The following is a 23,998-nucleotide window of genomic DNA, read 5'->3' as shown; positions in this document are numbered from 1 at the left end:
ATATCTGGCGTTGACTTTTGGCACGCTGTTGAGTTCTCAAGGAACGGACGCTTCCTTCGCGGCCCCTGCGGGCCCCTCCGGGCGCTTCGTTCTTCCGTGTCTCCAGCTTATCAGACCCGCGGAGTGTCTCTCTCCGCTTCGCTGACCCCCGCCGGCGGGGTTCCTGCGTTTTCCTGCTTTCGCCTTCCGGCGCTTTCCGACTCTATCAGATCGCTCTGCGAGTCATTTTCGCCTTCCGGCCCGCGACAATCATCCGGTTCGAATTGCTTCGAAACGGTGTTCCTGTCACTGGGTTGGCTCCCCGGAGGACGGCCGCGCATCCCGCGCGCCCGGTTCCCTCTACAGGCAGCTCGAAGAACTTTAGTAGCCGTCCCGGAGGCTGTCAAGCGCCGAGTCGGCGCCGACGGCGGCGGGACGCGGAGAGGGCCGGTCCCGGGGTCACGCCGGAGTCACCCCGGGACCGGCCCTCTCCCGTTGCCGCAGGTCAGACCTCGACCACGACCGGCAGGATCATCGGGCGGCGGCGGTAGGTGTCGGACACCCACCTGCCGATCGCGCGCCGGATGAGCTGCTGGAGCTGCCGGGGCTCGGCCACCCCGTCCTGGGCCGCACGGGCCAGCGCCTCCTCGACCTTGGCCATCGCCGGCGCGAACGCCGCGTCGTCGATCCCGGACCCGCGCGCCTGGAGGTGGGGGCCGCCGACGACCTTGCCCGTGGTGGAGTCCACCACGACGAAGACCGAGACGATGCCCTCGTCACCGAGGATGCGGCGGTCCTTGAGGGAGGTCTCGGTGACGTCGCCGACCGACGAGCCGTCCACGTACACGTACCCGGCCTGGACCTTGCCGGAGATCCGGGCGACGCCGTCGACCAGGTCGACGACCACGCCGTCCTCGGCGATGACCACCCGGTCCTTCGGGACGCCCGTGGCGCGGCCCAGGTCGGCCGCGGCCCGCAGGTGGCGCCACTCGCCGTGGACCGGCATCAGGTTGCGCGGCTTGCAGAGGTTGAAGAAGTAGAGCAGCTCGCCGGCCGAGGCGTGGCCGGAGACGTGCACCTTGGCGTTGCCCTTGTGGACGACGTTGGCGCCCCAGCGGGTGAGGCCGTTGATCACCCGGTAGACGGCGTTCTCGTTGCCCGGGATGAGCGACGAGGCCAGGACCACCGTGTCGCCTTCGACGATGCGGATCTGGTGGTCGCGGTTGGCCATCCGGGAGAGGGCGGCCATCGGCTCGCCCTGCGACCCGGTGCAGACCAGCACCACGTCCTCGTCGGGGAGGTCGTTGAGGGCCTTGACGTCGACGACCAGCCCGCCCGGCACCCGCAGGTAGCCGAGGTCGCGGGCGATGCCCATGTTCCGGACCATGGAGCGGCCGACGAAGGCCACCTTGCGGCCGAACTCGTGCGCGGCGTCGAGCACCTGCTGGATGCGGTGCACGTGGCTGGCGAAACTGGCCACGATGATGCGGCGCTCCGCCTTGTCGAAGACCTGCCGCAGCACGGGCAGGATGTCCCGCTCGTGGGGGATGAAGCCGGGGACCTCGGCGTTGGTGGAGTCCACCAGCAGCAGGTCGATGCCCTCCTCGCCGAGCCGGGCGAAGGCCGGCAGGTCGGTGAGGCGGCCGTCCAGCGGCAGCTGGTCCATCTTGAAGTCGCCCGTGCACACGGCCATGCCCGCCGGGGTGCGCAGGGCCACCGCGAGGGCGTCCGGGATGGAGTGGTTGACCGCGATGAACTCGCAGTCGAAGGGGCCGATGCGCTCGCGCTGCCCCTCCTTGACCTCCAGGGTGTACGGCCGGATGCGGTGCTCGGCGAGCTTGGCCTCGATCAGGGCGAGGGTCAGCTTGGAGCCGATCAGCGGGATGTCCGGCTTCTCCCGCAGGAGGTAGGGGACGGCGCCGATGTGGTCCTCGTGGCCGTGGGTGAGGACGATGCCGTCCACGGCGTCGAGGCGGTCCCGGATCGTGGTGAAGTCCGGGAGGATCAGGTCGATGCCGGGCTGCTCGTCCTCGGGGAAGAGCACGCCGCAGTCGACGATGAGCAGGCGGCCGCCGTACTCGAAGACGGTCATGTTGCGGCCGATCTCCCCGAGGCCGCCGAGGGGGGTCACGCGCAGCGCGCCCTCGGGCAGCTCCGGCGGCGGGCCGAGTTCCGGATGCGGATGGCTCAAAAGTCTCTCCTCACGGCGCGCGCCACGCGCGGCCGCGGGTTCGTCCCCGGGCTGCACATGGCGCGCGTGTCGTCGTTCCTTCGGTGGTCGTCCACCCTCGGGCGGGGCGGGTGGGTCTGGGGGCGGTGCCTCGCGTCCGTCTCCGGTCCTGCGGCGGTTCCCGCCGGGGTGTCCGGCGGGAACCGGCGAGCCGGGGCGCGCACGTCCTCGGTGCTCCTGGCTACAGGTGTACCCCGCCGTCGGCGAGATCCTTCCTGAGCTGCTCGACCTCCGCGTCGGTGGCCCCGACCAGCGGCAGACGCAGCGGGCCGGCGGGGAGTCCCCGCAGGCCGAGGGCGGCCTTGGCGGTGATGACGCCCTGGGTGCGGAACATGCCGGTGAAGACGGGGAGCAGGCCCTGGTGGACGGCGGCGGCCTTCGCGTGGTCGCCGGCGAGGAAGGCGTCCAGCATGGCCCGCAGCTCGGGGGTGACGAGGTGGCTCACGACGCTGACGAAGCCGACGGCGCCCACGGAGAGCAGCGGCAGGTTGAGCATGTCGTCGCCGGAGTACCAGGCGAGGCCGCTGCGGGCGATGGCCCAGCTCGCGGCACCGAGGTCGCCCTTGGCGTCCTTGTTGGCGACGATCCGCGGGTGCTCGCCGAGGCGCACCAGGGTCTCGTGGCCGATGGCGGTGCCGGAGCGGCCGGGGATGTCGTACAGCATGACCGGCAGGCCGGTGGCGTCGGCGACCTCCGTGAAGTGGCGGACCAGCCCCTCCTGCGGCGGCTTGCTGTAGTACGGGGTCACGACCAGCAGGCCGTGGGCGCCGGCGGCCTCCGCCTGGCGGGCCAGCTCGGCGGTGTGGCGGGTGTCGTTGGTGCCGACGCCCGCGACCACGTGGGCCCGGTCGCCGACGGCCTCCACGACCGCGCGGACCAGGTCGGCCTTCTCGGCGTCGCCGGTGGTCGGGGACTCGCCGGTGGTGCCGTTGACGACGAGGCCGTCGTTGCCCGCGTCGACGAGGTGGGAGGCGAGGCGCTGCGCGCCGTCGAGGTCGAGGGAGCCGTCGGCGGCGAACGGGGTCACCATCGCGGTCAGGACCCGGCCGAAGGGGGTCTCAGGGGTGGAGGTCGGAGCCATGGATCCAACGCTACTCGTAGCGGACCTGGGTGCGCCCGGCGCGGGTGGCCGCCGGGGCCCCGCCGGGGCCGGGCGGGGGACTGCGCCGGGGGCGGTCCCGCGGGGCGGGGGCGGGAGGGTCCTGCACGGGACCGCGGCCGGGGCCGCAGGATCTCCGGGGGAACCCGCCGTGCGCAGGGATTCCGGTGCCGTCTGCTCGGGGGTTCAGCCGGCACCGGAATCCGTGACTTGAGCCTAGGTACGGGGAGGAGGGGCCGCAATCCGGACGTGGCCGACCGGGTGCGGACCGGCGTGCCCCCGGGCCGGTGCGCGGGTCCGGCCGTACCGGCCCGGTCCGCTCAGGGGGCGACGCGGCCGTGGGCGTTGAACGCCTCGTGGGTGAGCGGCATCAGCCCGGCCCACTGCTGCTCCATGAGCTCGGCGACCATCTCGATCTCGCGCTGCGGGAAGGAGGGCACCTTGGCCCGCTCGTCCTTGGTGCGCAGCGACAGGAAGTGCATGAGGGAGCGGGCGTTGCAGGTGGCGTACATGGAGCTGAACAGGCCCACGGGCAGGACGGCGCGGGCGACCTCGCGGGCGACGCCGGCGTCGAGCATCTCGCGGTAGGCCTCGTACGAGCGCCGGTAGGAGTCCTCCATGGCGGCGGTGACCGTCCCGTACTGCTCGGCGGTGCCCTCGGCGAACTCGTACTTGCCCGGGCGTCCCTGCTGGACCAGCCTCCGCCCGGCGCCGGGCACGTAGAAGACCGGCTGCAGCTCGCGGTAGCGGCCGCTCTCCTCGTTGTACGACCATCCGCTCCGGTGCCGGTGGAACTCGCGGAAGACGAAGATCGGCGCGCTGACGAAGAAGGTCATGGAGTTGTGCTCGAAGGGCGTGCCGTGGCGGTCGCGCATGAGGTAGTTGATGAGGCCCCGGGAGCGCTCGGGGTCCTTCTGCAGCTCCTCCAGGGACTGCTCCCCGGCCGTGGAGACCCGGGCGGCCCAGAGCACGTCGCTGTCGCGGGCGGCGTGGCGCACCAGCTCGACGGTCACGTCGTCGCGGAAGCGGGGCTGGGCTGCTGCGTCGGTCACGGGCGGGTCCTCCTCGGGGCGGGGTGCACGGCGGTGGCCAGCGTATCCCGCGCCCCCGGGGCCTCCCGCGCCGACTCGGCAGGCCCGGGGGGAGCGCGGCGCGCGGTTCGCGCGGGTCGGCGAACCGGGAGGGCCCGCGGTTCGTATCCTCGTGCGCACGGTGGCGGCAGGCACGGTGCGGAGGCCCGGCTGCACGGGCCGTCGGGCCGAGGAGGGGACAGGGATGACCGCGCAGGGGACGGCAGCGCAGGAAGCGACAGCGCAGGAAGCGACAGCGCAGGAAGCGACAGCGCAGGAAGCGACAGCGCAGGAAGCGGCAGGGCAGGAAGCGGCAGGGCAGGGGGCGGCGGCACAAAGGGCGGGGGCGCACACTCCGGCCGTGGTCCGGGACACCCGCCCGGAGGACATGGCGGACGTGCTGCGGGTGCGCACGGCGGGGTGGCGGGCGGCGTACCGGGGGATCGTGCCGCCCGCGTACCTGGGCGCGATGGACGACGGGCCGGAGGCCCTGACCCGGGCGCTGCGGCACTTCCGGGAGCGTCCTGCGGACCGGCACCACCTGGTGGCGGAGCGGGGCGGCCGGGTGGTGGCGTTCGCGGTGTGCGGGGCGGCGCGGGCGACGCTGCCGCTGCCCGCGGAGGGGGTGCGGCCGGGCGAGCTGCACGCCCTGTACGCGCACCCGGAGGTGTGGTCGACGGGGGTGGGGTCGCTGCTGCTGGAGGAGGCGCGGCGGCGGCTGGCGGCGGACGGCTACCCGTCGACGGTGCTGTGGGTGCTGGAGGACAACATGCGGGCGCGGGCGTTCTACGAGCGGCACGGGCTGCGGCCGACCGGTTCGCGGACCCTGCTGCGGCTGGGCGGGGCCCGGCTGCCGGAGCTGCAGTACGGGGCCCCGGTGCTGCCCGCTCCCCGGGAGGCGGGTCAGGCGGTGCCGGCCTCCCGGCCGGGCGGCGCGGGCGTGCGGCGGGCCGGGGGGCCGGGGGCGGCGCGGATCGCCTGCTGAGGCCTCCCGGCCGCGGGGACGGGCGGGCCCGGGCGGCGTACGGGCTCCGTACACCGCCCGGGCCCGTCACCGGCCGCGGGGGCGGGGGCGGCACCGGTCCCGGCCGGGAGCGGCCGGGCGGCCGGGGCCCGTCAGGTCCGTCCGGCGGCGGGGGCGTGGCCGCCGTGGAGGCGGATGGCGCGCTGCATGGCCTTGCGGGCGCGGGGGACGTCCCCGGCGTCGGCGTAGGCGACGGCGAGGCGGAACCAGACGCGCCAGTCGTCCGGGGCGGCCTCCGCCTCGGCGCGGCGGCGCGCGAAGACGGCGTCGGCGGAGGCCCGGTCGATGCGGCCGCCCGGGGTGCGCTCCAGCTCGTCGACGGGCAGGCCGCCCTCGGCCTCCAGCTCGCGGGCCAGGGCCTCGCTGCGGCGGCCGAAGCGGACGGTGTTCCAGAGGAACCAGACGCCGATCGCGGGGATGACGAGGGCGCAGACGCCGATGCCGATGCCGGCCGGCTTGCCGGTGGCGATGAGCTGGAGGCCCTCGAAGACCACCAGGGCGCAGGCGAGGAGCATGACGGCGGCGAGCAGGGTGAATCCGGTGCGGGACTTCATGGCGGGTCAGTCCAGGTCGAGGAAGTGCTCGAGGCCGAAGGTGAGGCCGGGGGCGGAGGCGACCCTGCGGACGCCGAGCAGGATGCCGGGCATGAAGCAGCTGTGGTGCAGCGAGTCGTGACGGATTGTCAGGGTCTCGCCGGTGTCGCCGAGGAGGACCTCCTGGTGGGCGAGGAGGCCGCGCAGCCGGACGGCGTGGACGGGCACGCCGTCGACGTCGGCGCCGCGGGCGCCCTCCAGGCCGTGGGTGGTGGGGTCCTGCTGGCGGGGGCGGCCGGCCTGCTCGCGGGCGGCGGCGATGAGCTGCGCGGTGCGGGTGGCGGTGCCGCTGGGGGCGTCGGCCTTGCGGTCGTGGTGGAACTCGACGACCTCGACGGACTCGAAGAAGCGGGCGGCCTGCTGGGCGAACCGCATGGTGAGGACGGCGCCGATGGAGAAGTTGGGCGCGATGAGCACGCCGGTCGCGGGCGAGGCGTCGAGCCAGCCGCGGAGGGCGGCCAGGCGCTCCTCGGTCCATCCGGTGGTGCCGACGACGCCGTGGATGCCGCGGGCGGTGCAGAACTCCAGGTTGGCCATGACGGCGTCGGGGTGGGTGAGCTCGACGGCGACCTGGGCGCCGGCGTCCACCAGGGCCTCCAGGTCGTCGCCGCGGCCGAGGGCGGCCACCAGCTCCATGTCGGGGGCGGCCTCGACGGCCCGGCACGCCTCGGAGCCGATGCGGCCCCTGGCTCCGATGACAGCCACTCGCAGCGGCGCGGTCATGAGGGCGGTTCCTTTCGCGGGGGCGGTGCTGGAGAGGTGCCGGGCCGGGCGGTGCCGGGCCGGAGGAGGCGGGCCGGACGGGGACGCGGGCCCGCTCAGGCGACGACGCCGGTGAGGCGGGCGGCCCGCTTGTCCCCGACCGGGCCGATGACGGCGAGGGAGGGACGGTGGGCGCCGAGCACGTCGCGGGCGACCTCGCGCACGTCGTCCACGGTCACCGCGCGGATCTTCCCCAGCAGCTCGTCGACCGACAGGTGGGTGCCGTAGCAGAGCTCCGCCTTGCCGATCCGGTTCATCAGGGATCCGGTGTCCTCCATGCCGAGGACGGTGGAGCCGGAGATCTGGCCGACGGAGCGGCGCAGCTCGTCGTCGGTGATGCCGTGCTCGGCGACGCGGTCCAGCTCCTCGCGGCAGATCTTCAGCACCTCCTCGACGCGCTTGGGCTGGCAGCCGGCGTAGATGCCGAAGAGGCCGCTGTCGGCGTAGGAGGAGGAGTACGAGTAGACGGAGTAGGCCAGGCCCCGCTTCTCGCGGACCTCCTGGAAGAGGCGGGAGCTCATGCCGCCGCCGAGGGCGGCGTTGAGGACGCCGAGGGCCCAGCGGCGGTCGTCGTGGCGGGAGACGCCGGGCAGGCCGAGGACGAGGTGGGCCTGCTCGGTGGGCCTGTTGAGGATCTCGGTGCGCCCCGCGGTGCGCAGGGCGCGGCTGCCGCCGCGGGGCTCGGCCGGGCGGGCGTCCTCGCGGCCGAGGGCGCCGGCGGTCTCGAAGGCCTGCTGGACCTGGTGGACGAGCTGCGCGTGGTCGACGTTGCCCGCCGCGGCGACGACGAGGTTCTCGGACTGGTAGCGGCGGCGGTAGAAGCCCGCGATCTGGTCGCGGGTGAGGGCGTTGATGGTGTCGACGGTGCCGAGCACGGGCCGGCCGAGCGGCGAGTCCCCGTACATGACCTGCGAGAACAGGTCGTGGACCACGTCGCCCGGGTCGTCCTCCGTCATGGCGATCTCCTCGAGGATGACGCCGCGCTCGGCGTCGACGTCCTCGGGGCGGATCAGGGAGCCGGTGACCATGTCGCAGACGACGTCGGTGGCGAGCGGCAGGTCGGTGTCGAGCACCCGCGCGTAGTAGCAGGTGTTCTCCTTGGCGGTGAAGGCGTTCATCTCGCCGCCGACCGCGTCGAGCGCGGAGGAGATGTCGAGGGCGCTGCGGCGCTCGGTGCCCTTGAAGAGCAGGTGCTCCAGGTAGTGCGTGGCGCCGTTGAGGGCGGGGGTCTCGTCGCGCGAGCCCACGCCGGCCCAGATGCCGAAGGTGGCGGAGCGCACCGTCGGCAGCGTCTCGGTGACGATGCGCAGACCGCCGTGGAGCACGGTGCGGCGTACGGTGCCCGCGCCGTCCACCCCCTTGAGCAGGGTGCGGGTCGTGCCGGGCTGCTGCTGCGCCGCCGGGACCTGAGCCACGGTGGGACCTCCTGGGGCAGGGTGCGGGGTGTGCGGCCGCGGTGCGGGCGCGGCGGCACGGGGTGGTGCTGTACAGGATGCCGCGCCGCGGGGCGGGGCGCGGTTCCGGGGGGCCGGGGCCGGGTGAGGCACAGGGTGCGGCCCGCCCCTCCCGAGGAACGGGAGGGGCGGGCCGTGGTGGGGCTGCGCCCGTGACCGCCCGGGTCAGGAGCCGGCGGCCTCGTCGTCCTCGCCCTCGATCACGGGGATGAGGGAGAGCTTGCCGCGCGGGTCGATCTCGGCGATCTCGACCTGGACCTTGGCGCCGACCTGGACGACGTCCTCGACGTTCTCGACGCGCTTGCCGCCGGAGAGCTTGCGCAGCTGCGAGATGTGCAGCAGGCCGTCCTTGCCCGGCATGAGCGAGACGAAGGCGCCGAAGGTCGTGGTCTTGACCACGGTGCCCAGGTAGCGCTCGCCGACCTCCGGCATGGTCGGGTTGGCGATCTGGTTGATCGTCGTGCGGGCGGCCTCCGCCGAGGGGCCGTCGACCGCACCGATGTAGATGGTGCCGTCGTCCTCGATGGTGATGTCCGCGCCGGTGTCCTCCTGGATCTGGTTGATCATCTTGCCCTTGGGGCCGATGACCTCGCCGATCTTGTCCACCGGGATCTTGATGGTGATGATGCGCGGCGCGTTCGGCGACATCTCGTCAGGAGTGTCGATGGCCTCGCTCATCACGTCCAGGATGTGGAGGCGGGCGTCGCGGGCCTGCTTGAGCGCGGCGGCCAGGACCGAGGCGGGGATGCCGTCGAGCTTGGTGTCGAGCTGCAGGGCGGTGACGAACTTCCGGGTGCCGGCGACCTTGAAGTCCATGTCGCCGAACGCGTCCTCGGCGCCGAGGATGTCGGTCAGCGTCACGTAGTGGGTCTCGCCGCCGATCTCCTGGGAGATCAGGCCCATGGCGATGCCGGCGACGGGGGCCTTGAGCGGCACACCGGCGTTCAGCAGCGACATGGTGGAGGCGCAGACCGAGCCCATCGAGGTGGAGCCGTTGGAGCCCAGCGCCTCGGAGACCTGGCGGATCGCGTAGGGGAAGTCCTCGCGGCTCGGCAGCACGGGCAGGATCGCCCGCTCGGCCAGCGCGCCGTGGCCGATCTCGCGGCGCTTGGGGGAGCCCACGCGGCCGGTCTCGCCCACGGAGTACGGCGGGAAGTTGTAGTTGTGCATGTAGCGCTTGCGGGTCTCGGGCGCCAGGGTGTCCAGCTGCTGCTCCATGCGGAGCATGTTCAGCGTGGTGACGCCGAGGATCTGGGTCTCGCCGCGCTCGAAGAGGGCGGAGCCGTGGACGCGCGGGATGGCCTCGACCTCGGCGGCCAGGGTGCGGATGTCGGTGACACCGCGGCCGTCGATGCGGACCTTCTCCTTGATGACGCGCTCGCGGACCAGCTTCTTGGTCAGCGCGCGGTACGCGGCGGAGATCTCCTTCTCGCGGCCCTCGAACTCCGGGAGGAGCTTCTCGGCGGCGAGCGCCTTGACGCGGTCCAGCTCGGCCTCGCGGGCCTGCTTGCCGGCGATGGTGAGCGCCTGGGCCAGCTCGTCGCGGACGGCGGCGGTGAGCGCCTCCAGGACGTCGTCCTGGTAGTCCGGGAAGAGCGGGAACTCGCCGGTCGGCTTGGCGGCGCGGGCGGCCAGGTCGGACTGGGCCTTGCAGAGCACCTTGATGAAGGGCTTGGCGGCCTCCAGGCCGGCGGCGACGACCTCCTCGGTGGGGGCCTCGGCGCCGCCCTCGACCAGGGCGATGGTCTTGTCGGTGGCCTCGGCCTCGACCATCATGATCGCGACGTCGCCGTCCTCCAGCACCCGGCCGGCGACGACCATGTCGAACACGGCCTCCTCCAGCTCCGGGTGGGTCGGGAAGGCCACCCACTGGCCCTTGATCAGCGCGACGCGGACGCCGCCGATCGGACCGGAGAAGGGCAGGCCCGCCAGCTGGGTGGAGGCGGAGGCGGCGTTGATGGCGACCACGTCGTACAGGTGGGTCGGGTCCAGCGCCATGACGGTGCAGACGACCTGGATCTCGTTGCGCAGGCCCTTGACGAAGGACGGGCGCAGCGGGCGGTCGATCAGGCGGCAGGTGAGGATCGCGTCCTCGGAGGGGCGGCCCTCGCGCCGGAAGAACGAGCCGGGGATGCGCCCGGCCGCGTACATCCGCTCCTCGACGTCCACCGTGAGCGGGAAGAAGTCGAAGTGCTCCTTGGGCTGCTTCGAGGCGGTGGTGGCCGACAGGACCATGGTCTCGTCGTCCAGGTAGGCCACGGCGGAGCCGGCGGCCTGGCGGGCCAGGCGGCCCGTCTCGAAGCGGATGGTACGGGTGCCGAAGGCGCCGTTGTCGATGACGGCCTCGGCGTAGTGCACGTTCTCTTCCACCAGGAAGATCTCCTCTGTCTGCGTACGTCCCTGGTGGAGCGCCCCTGCGCGGTGGTCCGGTACGGCCCCGGCCGGGCCGGTCTTCGATCGAAGCCTCCGGGCTGCTGCCCGGCGGCCACTACCGAGGACCGGCGCCTCCTGGCACCGAGTCGGCGGTCGCGTGGTGGACGCTCCCCTGGGTGCGGGCGGCCTCCGTTTGAGGCCTGCGGCCCGCGCGGTGTCGGGTGTGCCCGTCGGCGCCGCTGCCGTGCGGCGCCGTCACCACGGGCGTTCCCTCCACCCTGTAAATCCACACCCTACAAACCGGGTCCTCCGCGCGCTTGCGGGACGGGGATACCGGCGGGGTGCGGCGCGCCGTCCCGGGCCCCGCCCCGAGGGGCGGGGGCCCGGAATGCGCGACGGGGGCGGCCTCCCGTGACGGGAGGCCGCCCCCGGGCGGGGTGCTAGCGGGCGCCGCCGGCGGCACCGCGGCGGATGCCGAGGCGGTCGACGAGCGTACGGAAGCGCTCGATGTCCTTCTTGGCCAGGTACTGCAGCAGGCGGCGGCGCTGGCCGACCAGGAGCAGCAGGCCCCGGCGGGAGTGGTGGTCGTGCTTGTGGGTCTTGAGGTGCTCGGTCAGGTCGCTGATCCGGCGGGTCAGCATCGCGACCTGGACCTCGGGGGAGCCGGTGTCGCCCTCCTTGGTGCCGAACTCGGCCATGATCTGCTTCTTGACGGCGGCGTCGAGGGCCACGGCAACTCCTTCGTGTGATCAGCCGAGTGGTCCTGGTCTTCACCACAGGACCTCGGTGGACTCGGCTCGGGGGACCGTCCTCGGCGGCGGTGCCCGGGTGCGGGCAGGCTGCGGCGACGGTCGGTGACCAAGCGTACCAGTGCCCGCCGACCGGGCGGTCGGCGGGCACGGACGGCGGGTCGCGAGGGGGCCGCGGGGGTCCCGGCGCGGCCGCAGGGATTGCGGCGCGGCCGCCGGGGCCCCGGCCGGTTCAGCTGGTGAGGCCCCGGACGGTGGCGTAGACGTCCAGCACCGCGAGGGTGACCGGCACCAGTGCGACCAGCACCAGGCCGTCCACCAGGTCCAGGATGCGGCCCCAGAAGGGGGAGACGCCGAGGCGCGGGACGACCAGCGCGACGGCCACCAGGACGGCGGCGCCGGCGGCGACGGCCGCGGAGAGCCAGACGGTGCGGATGTCGGCCTCCGGCCCGGCGTGCACCGAGAGGATGAACTCCGGGGTGTGCAGCGACAGGCCCAGGATCAGCAGGCCCAGGGTGGCCAGACCCGCCACGACCAGGCAGAAGACCTGTGCCGAGTAGCGGAAGAGGCGGGCGCGCAGCATGGTGGCGACGCCCAGCACCAGGGCCAGCACCTCGGGCCAGGTGCGGTCGCTGAAGCCGAGGACGGCCCCGGCGCCCACGACCACGGCGGCGGCGCCGCCGACCAGTCCGACGAGGACCTCGTGGCCGCGCCGGGCCTGGGCGGCGATCCGCTCGTACTCCACGGCCTCGCGGTCGGCGGCGGGGTCGGCCTGGCCGGCGGACCGCTCGCGGCCGCGGGTCTGGCCGGGGGCGTGGAAGCCGACGGGCAGGCGGGCGAAGCGGGCCGAGAGGCCGGGCAGGAAGCCGGTGACGGCGACCGCGGCGGTGCCGGTGACGGCGGCGATGGAGCTCGCGGAGGTGCCCTCCGCGAGGACGGCGGCGAAGGTGGCCAGGGCGCCGGCGGCGGCCACGAAGGCGGCGCCGACGAAGACCGAGTCCTTCTCCGGCAGCAGGCCCACCAGGAGGACCGCGACCACGAGGACGGTGACGCACCCGACCAGGAACTGCAGCCGGCCGGGGCCGCCGCCCACCAGGGCGCCGGGGTGCGCGACCGGCAGGACGCCGGATCCGGCGATGAGCGCGTGCGGCAGGGCGGCGAGGCCGAGGGCGAGGGCGGCGCCGTGGTCGTCGTAGACGCGGGCGCGGACGCCGGCGAGGGCGGTCAGCACGACGGCGGTGACCCCGGCGAGGATGCCGGGGAGGCTGTGCATGTCGTGCCGGAGGTCGGAGAACCACAGGGCGAAGCCCATGAGGGTCAGCAGCAGCACCGCGCCGACCAGGCCGGAGACCCGCATCAGCTCGGGGCCCCAGAAGCGGCGGTCGGCCTCGACGGCGGTCGCGACGGCGTCGGCGACGTCGTCGTAGACGGCCGGGGGCAGCGACTCGGCGAACGGGCGCAGCGACAGCAGGTCGCCGTCGCGCACCTGCTGGGCGGCCAGCGGGAGCCCGCTGTCCAGGACGGTGCCGTCGCGGCGCACCAGGTGGAAGCCGGTCGGCGTCCCCTCGGGCTGCGTCTGGCCGGAGAGCCGCAGCACCTCCGGGTAGACGTCGGCGAGCGGTACGTCCTCCGGGAGCGCGACGTCGACCCGGCTGTCCGGTGCGACGACGGTGACCCGGCAGAATCCGGTCGTTGCGCTGGCGCTCACCGGTTCTCCCCCTTGTTGTGTGGACGGATGCGGGCGCGGCGGCGCGGCGGCCCCCGTCTGCCCCTCGCGCCCGCCCCGCCCGGGGATGCCCGCATCCCGGCAGGACCGGCGCGCGGACACCCTACCGAACGCCGCCGGGCGCGGGGTGACCGCCCGTCGGCCCACGGGGGGCCGCGCGGAGGCCGCCCGGGGGTGGGGCCCGGGCCCGGCGGGCGGGTCCGGGAGGGGGGCGGGGAGCGGGTGCGGGGACGGCCTCCGACCCGTTGTCAGGTACCAGTAGGATCGGCCCCTGCGCAGGGACGCGGGACGCGGCTCACCGGTCCCGGACCCCTGCGGTCGGCGGAGGGGGCCACGGGGGCTCTCGCCCCGGGCCGGCCGGGTACGCACCGCTGCGCGGCTGCCCGACGGTCCGGCGAAACGACGAAGCGACTCGATCGACAGCGTGCGTGAGGGCTGGTGCCGAAGTGAGCGTGGTTACCGTCAAGCGGCCGCCGAGGGCCTATCCGCCCCCGGTGCCGGACGAGCCGGTGCAGTTGGAGTCCCCGCCGGAGCTGCCCCGCACGGGCGGCGACGACTGGATGATGAACATGCTGCCGCTGCTCGGCATGGGCGGCTCGGCGGCGTTCTTCTTCATGCCGGGCTCGGCCGGCCCCATGAAGGTCATGGGCATCCTGATGGTCGCCTCCACCGCCGGCATGGCGGTGGGGCAGATCGTCCGGGCCCGCCGGGGCGGCGGCTCCGCCATGGCGGACGAGCGCCGCGACTACCTCAAGTACCTCGCGCAGATGCGCCGCCAGGTCCGCCGCACCGCGGAGCGGCAGCGCGGCGCCCAGCTGTACCTGCACCCCCAGCCCGACCAGCTGTGGTCGATCGTCGCGGAGGGGCGGCGGCTGTGGGAGCGGCGGCCGGGGGATCCGGACTTCGCCCAGATCCGCCTGGGCCGCGGCCCGCAGCAGCTGGCGACGCCGCTGGTGGCGCCGCAGACCGCGCCGATGGACGAGCTGGAGCCGCTGACCGCGGAGGCGATGCGGACCTTCCTCGCCTCGCACGGCACCCTGCAGGAGCTGCCGCTGGCGGTCTCGCTGCGCGCCTTCTACCACATCACCGTCTGCGGCGACCCGGACACGGTGTACGGCAGCGTCCGGGCGATGGTCGCCCAGCTGACCACCCTCCACTCCCCCGACGACCTGGTGGTGGCCTTCGCCGCGGCGCCGGGCGCTGCGGAGGAGTGGGAGTGGGCGAAGTGGCTGCCGCACACCCAGCACCGCAAGGAGAGCGACGGCGCAGGCAGCCGCCGCCTGATCACCGCCGGCCTCGGCGAGCTGGAGGAGCTCCTGGCGGACGAGCTGGCCGGCCGGCCGCGCTTCCACCGCGACGCGACGCCCGCCCCCGACCAGCCGCACGTGGTGGTCGTGGTCGACGGCGCGGCGGTGCCGCAGGACTCGGTGCTGGCCGGGGCGGAGGGCCTGCAGGGCGTCACCGTCATCGAGGTCGTCCCCGGCGACCTGGACGAGCTGAGCGGGTCGCTGGTGGTGACGGTCTCCCCCGACGAGCTGCTGCTGCAGTCGGCGTCGGGCGCCGCCTACACGGGCGTGCCGGACACCCTGTCGGCCTGGCAGTCGGAGGCGCTGGCGCGCCAGCTGGCGCCGTACCGGATCTCGGCGGGCGGCGACGACGAGCCGCTGCTGTCGAACCTGGACTTCACCGACCTGATGGGCGTCGGCGACGCCGGCTCCATCGACGTCTCCCGCACCTGGCGGCCGCGGGCCCAGCACGAGAAGCTGCGGGTGCCGATCGGCCTGGGCGCCAACGGCGAGCCGGTGATGCTGGACCTCAAGGAGGCCGCGCTGGAGGGCATGGGCCCGCACGGCCTGTGCGTGGGCGCGACCGGTTCCGGCAAGTCGGAGCTGCTGCGCACGCTGGTGCTGGGCCTGGCGATGACGCACTCCTCGGAGATCCTCAACTTCGTCCTCGCCGACTTCAAGGGCGGTGCGACCTTCGCCGGCATGGCGGAGATGCCGCACACCTCCGCGGTGATCACCAACCTGGCGGAGGAGCTCACCCTCGTCGACCGCATGCGCGACGCGATCACCGGCGAGCTCAACCGCCGCCAGGAGCTGCTGCGCTCGGCGGGCAACTACGCCAACCTGCACGAGTACGAGCGGGCGCGGGCGGCGGGCGCGGCCCTGGAGCCGCTGCCGTCACTGGTGCTGATCATCGACGAGTTCAGCGAGCTGCTGACCGCCAAGCCCGACTTCATCGAGATGTTCATCCAGATCGGCCGCATCGGCCGGTCGCTGGGCGTGCACCTGCTGCTGGCCTCGCAGCGCCTGGAGGAGGGCCGCCTGCGCGGCCTGGACACCTACCTGTCGTACCGGATCGGCCTGCGGACCTTCTCCGCGGCGGAGTCGCGGGCGGCGCTGGGCGTGCCGGACGCCTACCACCTGCCGCCGGTGCCCGGTGTCGGCTACCTGAAGTTCGGCACCGACGTGATGGACCGGTTCAAGGCGGCGTACGTCTCCGGGCCGTACCGCCCGGCCGGGCAGGTGCGCTCCACGGGCCGGGTCGCCGGCCGGCAGCCGGTGCTCTTCACCGCCGCCGAGGTGGCGGTGGCCGAGCCGGCGGCGGTCGAGCCGGAGCCGGAGCAGCACCGCGAGGACGACGCGCTGGTGGACACGGTGCTGGACGTGATCGTGCAGCGGATGGTCGGCCAGGGCCCGGCGGCGCACCAGGTGTGGCTGCCGCCGCTGGACGAGGCGCCGAGCGCGGACCAGCTGCTGCCGCCGCTGCAGACCGTGCCCGAGCGCGGGCTGACCGCGCCCGAGTACGGGGCGCTGGGCCGCCTGGTGGTGCCGGTCGGCATCGTGGACAAGCCCTTCGAGCAGCGGCGCGACGTGATGTACCAGGACTTCTCCGGCGCGGCCGGCCACGGCATGGTCGTCGGCGGCCCCCGCTCGGGCAAGTCCACCCTGATGCGCACCCTGGTCGCGGGCTTCGCGCTCACCCACACCCCGGCCGAGGTGCAGTTCTACTGCCTGGACTTCGGCGGCGGCGGCATGATCGGCCTGCAGGGGCTGCCGCACGTCGGCGGGGTCGCGGGCCGGCTGGACGCCGAGAAGGTCCGCCGCATGGTGAGCGAGGTCCACGGCGTCCTCAACCGGCGCGAGGAGCTCTTCCGGGCGCAGGGCATCGACTCCATCGGCACCTACCGCACCCGACGCGCCCAGGGCTCGCTGCCCGGGGAGCAGTTCGGCGACGTCTTCCTGGTCATCGACGGCTGGCTCACCTTCAAGCAGGAGTTCGAGCTGCTGGAGCCGGTCGTGGCCGACATCGCCCAGCGCGGCCTGGGCTACGGCGTCCACCTGGTGGTCACCGCCTCCCGGTACGCCGAGGTCCGCCCCGCGCTGAAGGACCTGCTGCAGAACCGCGTGGAGCTGCGGCTCGGCGACTCCATGGAGTCCGAGATCGACCGCAAGGTCGCGCAGAACGTGCCCGCCGGGGCCCCCGGCCGCGGCCTGACCCCCGACAAGCTGCACTTCCTCGCCGGCCTGCCCCGGATGGACGGCTCCTCCTCCGTGGAGGACCTCCAGGACGGCGTCGCGCAGCTCGTGCAGGCCGTGGACGCCGCCTGGACCGGCCCGCGCGCCCCCCAGGTGCGGATGCTGCCGACCGTGCTCCCCGCGGACCAGCTGCCCAAGGGCTTCGAGTTCCCCGACCGCGGCGTGGCCTTCGGCGTCGACGAGGCCGAGCTGTCGCCGGTGTTCGTCAACTTCGAGACCGACCCGCTCTTCGTGGTCTTCGGCGAGAGCGAGTCCGGCAAGTCGGCGGTGCTGCGGATGCTGATCAAGCAGATCACCGAGCGGTACACCCCCGACGAGGCCGGCATCGTCGTCGCCGACTACCGGCGCGCGCTGCTCGGCACCGTGCCGCAGGGCCACCTGGTGGAGTACTCCGCCGCCCAGCCGGCCCTCCAGCAGATCGTGGAGCTGCTGCGCGGCTCCTGCGCCCGCCGCCTGCCCGGCCCGGACGTCACCCCGGAGCAGCTGCGGGCCCGCAACTGGTACACCGGCAAGGACATGTTCGTGATCGTGGACGACTACGAGCTGGTCGCCACCTCCTCGGGCAACCCGCTCCAGCCGCTGGTGGAGTTCCTGCCCTTCGCCCGCGACATCGGCCTGCGCATGATCATCGCCCGCAGCGCCGGCGGCGCCGGCCGGGCCATGTTCGAGCCGGTCATGCAGCGCATGAAGGAGCTGGGCGCCCAGGGCGTCGTCCTCTCCGGCAACAAGGACGAGGGCGCGCTGCTCGGCACGGTGAAGCCGCAGCCGCTGCCGCCGGGCCGGGGCGTCTTCGTCTCGCGCCGGATCGGCACCGGCCAGATGGTGCAGACCGGCTGGCTGCCCTCGCACTGAGGGCGCGGCCCGGAGGCGGTACAGGGCCGGGGTCGGCGCGCTGCGGCGCGCGGGCCCCGGCCCCTGCCGTCTCCCGGGCGGCGGGACGGCCGCCGGGGCCTCCCGGCGGGGTGCGGGGCGGGCCCCGGCCGGGGGGCGGCGGGTGTGCGTGGGGGGTGGCGGGCCTGCGGGTGGGGTGCGGGTCCGCGGAGTGGGGTGCGGGTCCGCGGGGCGGCAGGCCTGCGGGTGGGGTGCGGGTCCGCGGGGCGGCAGGGCTGCGGGTGGGGAGGCCGCAGGCGGGGGTCCGCGGGTGGGGGGTCGTCCCGAAGGGCGGACGGGGGCCCGGGCCGGGCCTCGGATCCGTAACGCTTGCCGCAGGTGCGGACGTGCGGGCTGCGGTTCCCGTGCCGTGCGGGCCGGTGGCGCGGCCCGGGGGGAGGGCCTCCACGGGCCTCTTCGTTCATTCAAGGTTAACCTGAAGAGAGCCTGCACTTCAACAGCATCAAAGGCCGACGGCCATGCAATCGAAGGCACGCAACAGAGCGGGCCGAGCGGGTCGATGCCATGAGCATCCGTCAGTTGCATGGTTTTCACGCGTCCGGCCTTCGGATTTCGTCGCCCGACCAGGGTTGACGCCAATGATTCATCAAAGGTTTCATGCGGATCGGGAGCGACCGACCAGAGACCGCGCAGAGCCCCGGAGGCGATAGCGCTCCCCCGAAAGACCCGCCGACCCGATCGGATCCCGCATGACCGACACCATCCACCCGCCGCGCACCGGCGCCCCCGCGGACGCGCAGGCGGCCGCGACGGCCGACGGTGGCTCCCGGAAGCTCACCCGCTCCATCGGAGTGGTGGGCGGCACGCTGCTCACGCTCTCCTGCGTGACGCCGGCCTCCTCCCTCTTCGTGATCGTGCCGGACCTCTTCGCGGACCTCGGCACCGCCACCGCCCTCACCATCGCGATCGGCGCGGTGCTCTGCATCGCCGTCGCCTTCTGCTACTCCGAGCTGGGCACCCTGATCCCGAGCGCGGGCGGCGAGTACGCGATGGTGGGCACGCTGGCCGGGCGGCTGACCGGATGGGTGGTCTTCATCCTGTCGCTGATCGTGGTCATGATCGTGCCGCCGATCATCGCGCTGGGCACCGCCGACTACCTGGCGCCGCTCTTCCACATGAGCGCCCCGCTGGCGGGCGCCCTGGTGATGCTGCTGGCGACCCTGGCCGGCCTGCTGGACCTGCGGGCCAACGCCTGGATCACGGGCGTCTTCCTGGTGCTGGAGGTCGTCGCGGCCGCCGTGGTGGCGGTGCTCGGCTTCGCCCACGGCGAGCGCGGCGCCTCCACCCTGCTGCACGGGGTCAACGCGGGCGACGGCGGCGCCACCACCGCGGTGTCCGTCGGCGCGATCGTCACCGGCCTGGCCATCGCGCTCTTCGTCACCCAGGGCTTCAGCACCGCGGTGTACCTCTCCGAGGAGCTGGAGAACCCCCGCCGCAACGTGGCCCGCACCGTGCTGTGGACGCTGGCCATCTCCGCCGCCGTCATCCTCGTCCCGGTCGCCGCCATCACCGTGGGCGCCCCCGACCTGAAGACGCTGGCCGAGGGCGACATCGCGGGCATGGTCACCACGTGGAGCAACTCCGCGGTCGGTACCTTCATCAGCCTCTGCATCGCGCTGGCGATCATCAACGCGGGCATCGTGATGGTGATCCAGAACTCCCGGGTGCTCTTCGCCTCCGCCCGCGACCGCGCCTGGCCGGAGCCGGTCAACCGCGCCTTCTCCACCATCGGCCGCTTCGGCTCCCCCTGGGTGGCCACCCTCGCGGTCGGCGTGCCCGGCGCGGTCCTGTGCTACGTCCCCGTGGAGGACCTGAGCGGCATCACCGGCGTGGCCGTGACCGGCATGTACCTCCTGGTCGCCGTCGCCTCGCTCTTCTCCCGCCGCCACCACCACAAGCACACCCCCGCCTGGCGGATGCCGCTGTGGCCGGCCGTCCCGGTGCTGCTGATCGTGGTGCTGGCGTACGTGCTGTGGCAGCAGACCGGGCAGGACCTGCTGGTCACCGGCGGCATCGTGGCCGCGGCGGCGCTGTACTGGGCGCTCTACCTGCGGCCCCGGCAGGCCACCCACTGGGTGATCACGCTCCCCGAGGACGAGCGGGTCTGACCCCGGGGGCGCGTACGACGGCGGAGGGGCGGGACACCGGGTGGTGTCCCGCCCCTCCGCCGTCGCGTCGTACGGACGGCGCCGCCGGCGGCCGGGTCCGGTTCGGGTCCAGGTCCAGGTCCGGTTCGGGCCGGCCGCGGCCGGCTCAGGCGGTCGGGCGGCGCCGGCGGTGGTCCCGCAGCACCACCGAGCCGCCGCCGAGGAGGAGCACCCCCAGCAGGCCGGCGCCCAGCACGTAGGTGGCGGTGCGGCGGTCGCGGTCGGCCCGGGACTCCCCCAGCGTGAGCGGCTGCGCGGCGACGGGCCGGGCCGCCAGCACGGTCTGCGGGTCGGGCACGGCGGCCGCGGCCGGCGGGGCGTCGGAGGTGACGGCCTTCACCGGGTCGACCACGCCCCAGCCGGTGAAGTCGTCCCGGTCGCGGCGGTTGCGCTGCGCGGTCTGCTCGATGCGGGCGGCGATCTGCGCGGGCGTCCACTGCGGGTACTTCTGCTTGAGCAGGGCCGCGACGCCCGCCACGTAGGGGGCGGAGAAGCTGGTCCCGTTGTCCGTGCACTGGCCGCCGCGGGGCACGGTGGAGAGCATGTCCACGCCGGGGGCGGCGACGTCGACGAAGGGGCCGTACTGGGAGAAGGACGCCCGCTCGTTGTTGCGGTCGGAGGCGCCGACGGCGATCACCTCGGGGAACGCCGCCGGGTAGGTGGGGGCGTCCTTGCCGTCGTTGCCGGAGGAGGCCACCACGACGACGCCCTTGGAGACGGCCCACCGGACCGCCTGGTGCAGCTCGGCCTGGCCGGCGAAGAGGCCCGACGCGGTGCCGGCGCGGACGTCCTGCGAGATGTTGATGACCTGGGCGTGCGCCTTCACCGCGTCCTGGATCGCCCGGGTGAGGGTCTTGACGTCGCCGCTGCCCTCGCTGTCGTTCTGCCGGATGGGCAGGATCCGCGCGTCCGGGGCGAGGCCGACGAAGCCGGTCGCCGGGCTGCGGCGGGCGGCGATGATCCCGGCGACCTTCGTCCCGTGGCCGACCGGGTCCAGCGTGGCGCCACCGGTGGCGGGCTTCCTGGTCTGCGGGTCGGTCAGCAGCACCTCGCCGGGCAGCACCTTGCCGCCCCGGAGCTGCGGGTTGGCGTCGTCGACACCGGTGTCGACCACCGCGACGGTGACGCCCTTGCCGGTGATGCCGTTCCTCCACAGCTGGTCCAGGACCACCCGCTGGAGGGACCACGGCACCGCCGCCACGTTCCCGGACGGGAAGGTGCACTCGCCCGCGGCCGCCGGGCTCAGCGGCGACCACTGCGCGTCCCCGCCCCCGGCCGGACCGGCCGCCGCCGCGGGGGCGGCCGCCGCGCCCGCGAGCACGCCGAGCGCGGCCGCGGCGCAGGCCGCGGGCCGTGCGGCACCCCCCAGGGCCCGCCGCGCACGGCCGGCCTCCCCCTGCTTGCCCCTGCGCACCCGTACCGCCCCTCTTCCGCCCAGGTCCTGGTCCGCCGGTCCCCGTCCGCCGGCCGGCACCGGCCGGCCGGTGCCGACCGGCCCGTGTCCGCACAGCCGTCAGGGGCGGACGCCCTCGGGCGTCCGCCCCTGACCGGCAGGCCCGGGGTCAGTGACCCCAGATGCTGGCGTTCTTGTTCTCGGTCTGCTGGTAGCTCTGCGCGGCGTTGTCCAGCGCGCCGGCGATCTGGTTCAGCACCTGGTGGAGGTCGGCCGCGGAGCGGTCCCACTCGGCCTGGCGGGCCTGGTAGCCCTCCTGGGCCTTGCCCTCCCAGCTGGCGGCGATGCGCTGCACGCCGGCCTTGAGGTCGTCCAGCTGCTGCTGGACGCGGCCCGCGGTGGAGCGTACCTCGGAGCCGGCGTTCTGGATGGTGCTGAAATTGACGAGGATGTGGCCGTCGGACATGACGTCTCCTGGTTCGAGAGGCTCTTCACGGCCCGCCCGTGGCGGGCCTGCGGTTCAGCGGGCGGAGGCGAGCGGTCAGCCGAAGTGCGCGGTGACGTTGCTCAGCGACGAGCGCTGGTCCTCTTCGGTCGCGGAGTACTGCTGCGTGGTGGCGTCGATCGCCTGCTTGATCTCGTCCAGGACGCGGTTGAGCTTGGTCGCGTCCTCGTTCCACCGCTCCTGGAGCTGGTGGTAGGCGGTGGCGGCCTGGCCCTGCCAGCCGGCGGTGATCGAGCTCACCAGGCTGTTCAGGCGGCTGAGCTCCTGCTGGATGGACGAGTTGACCTCGGCGATGCGGCCGGAGAAGGCACGCATCTCCTCGGCGGTGGTCCTGAACTGACCCGACATGTTCCACGTCCCCCATGAGACAGATGACTTGGCCGGGCGGCCCGCGGTCCCAGACCCCCCCGGTCAACATCACGACGTGATGTCCAGGAGCACTCTAGCCCTCGGCGCCGACACCCCCAACACCGCCCCCGGGACGGTTACGGGACCATGACAGACGGCGCGGCGGGCGGGGCGGGGCCGGGGACACCCGGGACTGACCTTCCGTCAGAAGGCCTGCCGGGCCGGGAGCGCAGGCACTGCGCGGTCCCGGCCCGGCACGAGAAGGACGGCGGACGGGACGTCAGGAGGTCTGCGGCTGCAGGGCCGACCTGGTGTCCAGGTTGGGCCCCGCGGGCACCAGGTCCGACCACGCCCTCGGCACCATCGACGGCACCACGTCCTTGTAGCCCAGCCTGGCCTGCGCGTCGTTGCCCTGCTGCGCCTGGCCGGGCGTCTGGCCCTGGGCCGCCGGGTCGGGCGACTGCCCGCCGTGGGGCAGCACCGAGCTCTTGGCCGTGCTGTCGCCGTTGGCCACCACCCGGTAGCGCAGGCCCGCCTCGGTCAGCAGGAAAACCGAGCCCGAGACGTCCGCGCCCGCGCCGCCGGTGCCCGGGGTCCCCTCCACGGCCCGGTACAGCAGGCCGGTGCCGGGGGTGACGTGGGCGCTGGCCGTGCCGTTGGTGACCGGCGCCGGGAAGTCGGTGGAGGCCCACACGCTCCGCCGGGGGGCGCCCTTCTCGTCCGTGCCCGAGTAGGTGCTGCACAGGACGCTGCGGGTGCCGCCGTCGGGGTCGGTGCTGTTGACCGCCACGTTGGGACGGGACCTGGGCCAGTCCGCCGGGGACTGCAGCCGGTACTCGTTGCCCACCGGCCCCGACCAGCGGGCGTGCTCGGTCGCGGAGAGCTGGCCGGGGACCGGCCGGCCGCCGTAGAGCTGCTGGATCGCGGGGTTGCTCTGGAAGAGCTGGAGCTGGAAGTCGTCCAGCTGGTACAGGCGGTCCGCGCCGACGACGTAGTGGGCCTCGGGGTGGCCGTCGTTGTTGGAGTCGAAGGACATCAGCCGGCCGACGACGGAGTCCGCCTGGTTCGCCAGCCGGACGGCGGACCGGCGCCCGTAGTCCCGGATCCGGGGGAAGACGACGGGCGAGCCCGTGGTGAGGGTGTCCAGCCACTGCTGGGTCACCCGCTGCGGCGCGGCCTGGGGGCCGAACAGGCCGGTCCGCAGGGTGAGGGTGCCCTGGTTGCGCGCGTCCGGCCGGCCCAGGCTGTGCTTGACGCCCGCGGCGTCCACCAGGTACTCGTCGCCGCCCTGGCCGTCCGGGCCCGGCTCCTGCACGTACGCGGCGTTCCCCTTCGACAGCACGAGGCCCGGGTTGCGCAGGGCCGCGGCGTGCGCGGGGTCGAGCACGAAGACCGCCTGGTTGACGGTGGTGTGGTTGGCGTCGTCGCCGGGCCGGTCGCACACCGTCCAGACCTTGGCCTCCGCCGCCTGGGCCTGCGTCGGCAGCTTGTCCGGCGCGTAGGGGATGCCGATGGTGGCGCCGTGGCGGCCGTAGGCGTCGAGCACCTTGTCCTCGACGAAGGTCACCTTGGAGTCGGCGTCGAGGACGAGCCGGGCCGAGGCCATGTTGAGGACCGGGTAGAGCGTCCTCTCCGACGGCTTGTCAGGGTTGGGGAGCACCACGTAGCGCGTGGTGGACTCCTTGCCCACGACGATCGACTTCCCGTCGTCCCACCCCTTGGGGGCGGCCGGCTTGATCATGCCCCACATGCCGAAGCCGGCGACCGCCACGGCGGCCGCCACCAGGCTGGGCACCACCGCCCGCACCGGGCGCGGGGCGTCCTCGTCGCTGCCGCCCCCCGCGGGCTGGAGGAACGCCCCCACGGTGCGGCGCCGCGCGAACGTGTACGCGTTCAGCTCGTCCCGACGTGATGCCATCCTCGTCGTCTCCCACCTGTCCGTCTCGCCCCGTTCTCCCCGTCGGCCGCCGCGCACAGGGGTCCGCGGGGCCGGACCGCCCCCGGGCGCCGGGGGGTTGAGCCCCGTGCGGTACGGCGGGCGGACGGTGAGTACCGTACGGGTACCGTGTTGCGATCAGCCAACCGGCCGTCGGTTCACGACCAGAGAGGGTCA

16 protein-coding genes are annotated in these 23,998 nt (G+C 74.1%); 3 read left to right on the top strand and 13 right to left on the bottom strand.

From position 1 onward, the window contains the following. Positions 1-484: 484 nt before the first annotated feature. The 3 genes from LO771_RS28400 to thyX all read right to left on the bottom strand — a co-directional run bounded on the left by LO771_RS28400 (position 485) and on the right by thyX (position 4,360). Complete coding sequence (locus LO771_RS28400) at positions 485-2,170, bottom strand: ribonuclease J (RefSeq protein ID WP_230747756.1); 1,686 nt, start codon at positions 2,168-2,170, stop codon at positions 485-487. Positions 2,171-2,390: 220 nt separating this feature from the next. Further along, positions 2,391-3,290, bottom strand: coding sequence for a 4-hydroxy-tetrahydrodipicolinate synthase (dapA, locus tag LO771_RS28395; protein ID WP_230747755.1), 900 nt, complete (start codon positions 3,288-3,290; stop codon positions 2,391-2,393). 338 nt (positions 3,291-3,628) lie between these two features. Then, positions 3,629-4,360, bottom strand: a complete 732-nt coding sequence (gene thyX, locus LO771_RS28390; RefSeq protein WP_230747754.1) for an FAD-dependent thymidylate synthase — start codon at positions 4,358-4,360, stop codon at positions 3,629-3,631. A 379-nt stretch (positions 4,361-4,739) separates the two neighbouring features. On the opposite strand from thyX, the gene LO771_RS28385 reads away from it, so the two are divergent. Next, the gene (locus LO771_RS28385; RefSeq protein ID WP_230747753.1) at positions 4,740-5,363 is read left to right on the top strand and encodes a GNAT family N-acetyltransferase; all 624 of its coding nucleotides are present in this window, start codon (positions 4,740-4,742) and stop codon (positions 5,361-5,363) included. Between the two features lie 131 nt (positions 5,364-5,494). Here LO771_RS28385 and LO771_RS28380 read toward each other — a convergent pair whose 3' ends face one another. From LO771_RS28380 to eccD, 6 genes are all read right to left on the bottom strand, one after another. Next, the gene (locus LO771_RS28380) at positions 5,495-5,956 is read right to left on the bottom strand and encodes a tetratricopeptide repeat protein (RefSeq protein WP_230747752.1); all 462 of its coding nucleotides are present in this window, start codon (positions 5,954-5,956) and stop codon (positions 5,495-5,497) included. 6 nt (positions 5,957-5,962) lie between these two features. Then, positions 5,963-6,718: a 4-hydroxy-tetrahydrodipicolinate reductase gene (gene dapB / locus LO771_RS28375; RefSeq protein WP_230747751.1), complete on the bottom strand. Its 756-nt coding sequence runs from the start codon at positions 6,716-6,718 to the stop codon at positions 5,963-5,965. Positions 6,719-6,813: 95 nt separating this feature from the next. Further along, positions 6,814-8,172 (bottom strand): pitrilysin family protein, encoded by a 1,359-nt coding sequence (locus LO771_RS28370; RefSeq protein ID WP_230747750.1) that lies wholly within the window; start codon positions 8,170-8,172, stop codon positions 6,814-6,816. A 204-nt stretch (positions 8,173-8,376) separates the two neighbouring features. Further along, a complete protein-coding gene (locus LO771_RS28365) occupies positions 8,377-10,581 on the bottom strand; it encodes a polyribonucleotide nucleotidyltransferase (protein WP_230747749.1) in 2,205 nt (734 codons plus the stop codon). Between the two features lie 443 nt (positions 10,582-11,024). Further along, positions 11,025-11,315 carry a 30S ribosomal protein S15 gene (gene rpsO, locus LO771_RS28360; RefSeq protein WP_230747748.1) on the bottom strand — a complete coding sequence of 97 codons (291 nt, stop codon included), beginning with the start codon at positions 11,313-11,315 and terminating at the stop codon, positions 11,025-11,027. Positions 11,316-11,565: 250 nt separating this feature from the next. Next, the gene (gene eccD, locus LO771_RS28355; protein ID WP_230747747.1) at positions 11,566-13,041 is read right to left on the bottom strand and encodes a type VII secretion integral membrane protein EccD; all 1,476 of its coding nucleotides are present in this window, start codon (positions 13,039-13,041) and stop codon (positions 11,566-11,568) included. Positions 13,042-13,505: 464 nt separating this feature from the next. Here eccD and eccCa point away from each other — a divergent pair, with 464 nt between their 5' ends. Together eccCa and LO771_RS28345 are read left to right on the top strand one after the other, a co-directional pair. Beyond that, positions 13,506-17,453, top strand: a complete 3,948-nt coding sequence (gene eccCa / locus LO771_RS28350; protein ID WP_230747745.1) for a type VII secretion protein EccCa — start codon at positions 13,506-13,508, stop codon at positions 17,451-17,453. A gap of 728 nt (positions 17,454-18,181) precedes the next feature. After that, entirely contained in the window at positions 18,182-19,600 is a 1,419-nt protein-coding gene (locus tag LO771_RS28345; protein ID WP_230747743.1) for an APC family permease, read from the top strand. A 145-nt stretch (positions 19,601-19,745) separates the two neighbouring features. On the opposite strand, the gene mycP is transcribed toward LO771_RS28345, so the two are convergent. The 4 genes from mycP to eccB form a co-directional block, all read right to left on the bottom strand. Further along, complete coding sequence (mycP, locus tag LO771_RS28340; RefSeq protein WP_230747740.1) at positions 19,746-21,053, bottom strand: type VII secretion-associated serine protease mycosin; 1,308 nt, start codon at positions 21,051-21,053, stop codon at positions 19,746-19,748. Positions 21,054-21,201: 148 nt separating this feature from the next. Further along, positions 21,202-21,498 carry a WXG100 family type VII secretion target gene (locus tag LO771_RS28335; protein ID WP_230747738.1) on the bottom strand — a complete coding sequence of 99 codons (297 nt, stop codon included), beginning with the start codon at positions 21,496-21,498 and terminating at the stop codon, positions 21,202-21,204. A 75-nt stretch (positions 21,499-21,573) separates the two neighbouring features. Continuing rightward, complete coding sequence (locus LO771_RS28330; RefSeq protein ID WP_230747737.1) at positions 21,574-21,885, bottom strand: WXG100 family type VII secretion target; 312 nt, start codon at positions 21,883-21,885, stop codon at positions 21,574-21,576. A 280-nt stretch (positions 21,886-22,165) separates the two neighbouring features. After that, positions 22,166-23,803 carry a type VII secretion protein EccB gene (eccB, locus tag LO771_RS28325; protein WP_230747736.1) on the bottom strand — a complete coding sequence of 546 codons (1,638 nt, stop codon included), beginning with the start codon at positions 23,801-23,803 and terminating at the stop codon, positions 22,166-22,168. Positions 23,804-23,998 lie beyond the last annotated feature (195 nt).

It is taken from the genome of Streptacidiphilus sp. ASG 303 (genome assembly GCF_020991365.1).
Classification (GTDB): domain Bacteria; phylum Actinomycetota; class Actinomycetes; order Streptomycetales; family Streptomycetaceae; genus Peterkaempfera.
The sequence above is the reverse complement of the archived record's forward strand: the minus strand, read 5'-3'. Positions and strand labels throughout refer to the sequence as shown.

Coding starts and splice junctions, on each gene's coding strand:
- eccB (WP_230747736.1), bottom strand. CDS start 23,803: ATGGCATCACGTCGGGACGAGCTGAACGCGTACACGTTCGCGCGGCGC.
- LO771_RS28335 (WP_230747738.1), bottom strand. CDS start 21,498: ATGTCCGACGGCCACATCCTCGTCAATTTCAGCACCATCCAGAACGCC.
- dapB (WP_230747751.1), bottom strand. CDS start 6,718: ATGACCGCGCCGCTGCGAGTGGCTGTCATCGGAGCCAGGGGCCGCATC.
- LO771_RS28380 (WP_230747752.1), bottom strand. CDS start 5,956: ATGAAGTCCCGCACCGGATTCACCCTGCTCGCCGCCGTCATGCTCCTC.
- LO771_RS28345 (WP_230747743.1), top strand. CDS start 18,182: ATGACCGACACCATCCACCCGCCGCGCACCGGCGCCCCCGCGGACGCG.
- LO771_RS28330 (WP_230747737.1), bottom strand. CDS start 21,885: ATGTCGGGTCAGTTCAGGACCACCGCCGAGGAGATGCGTGCCTTCTCC.
- dapA (WP_230747755.1), bottom strand. CDS start 3,290: ATGGCTCCGACCTCCACCCCTGAGACCCCCTTCGGCCGGGTCCTGACC.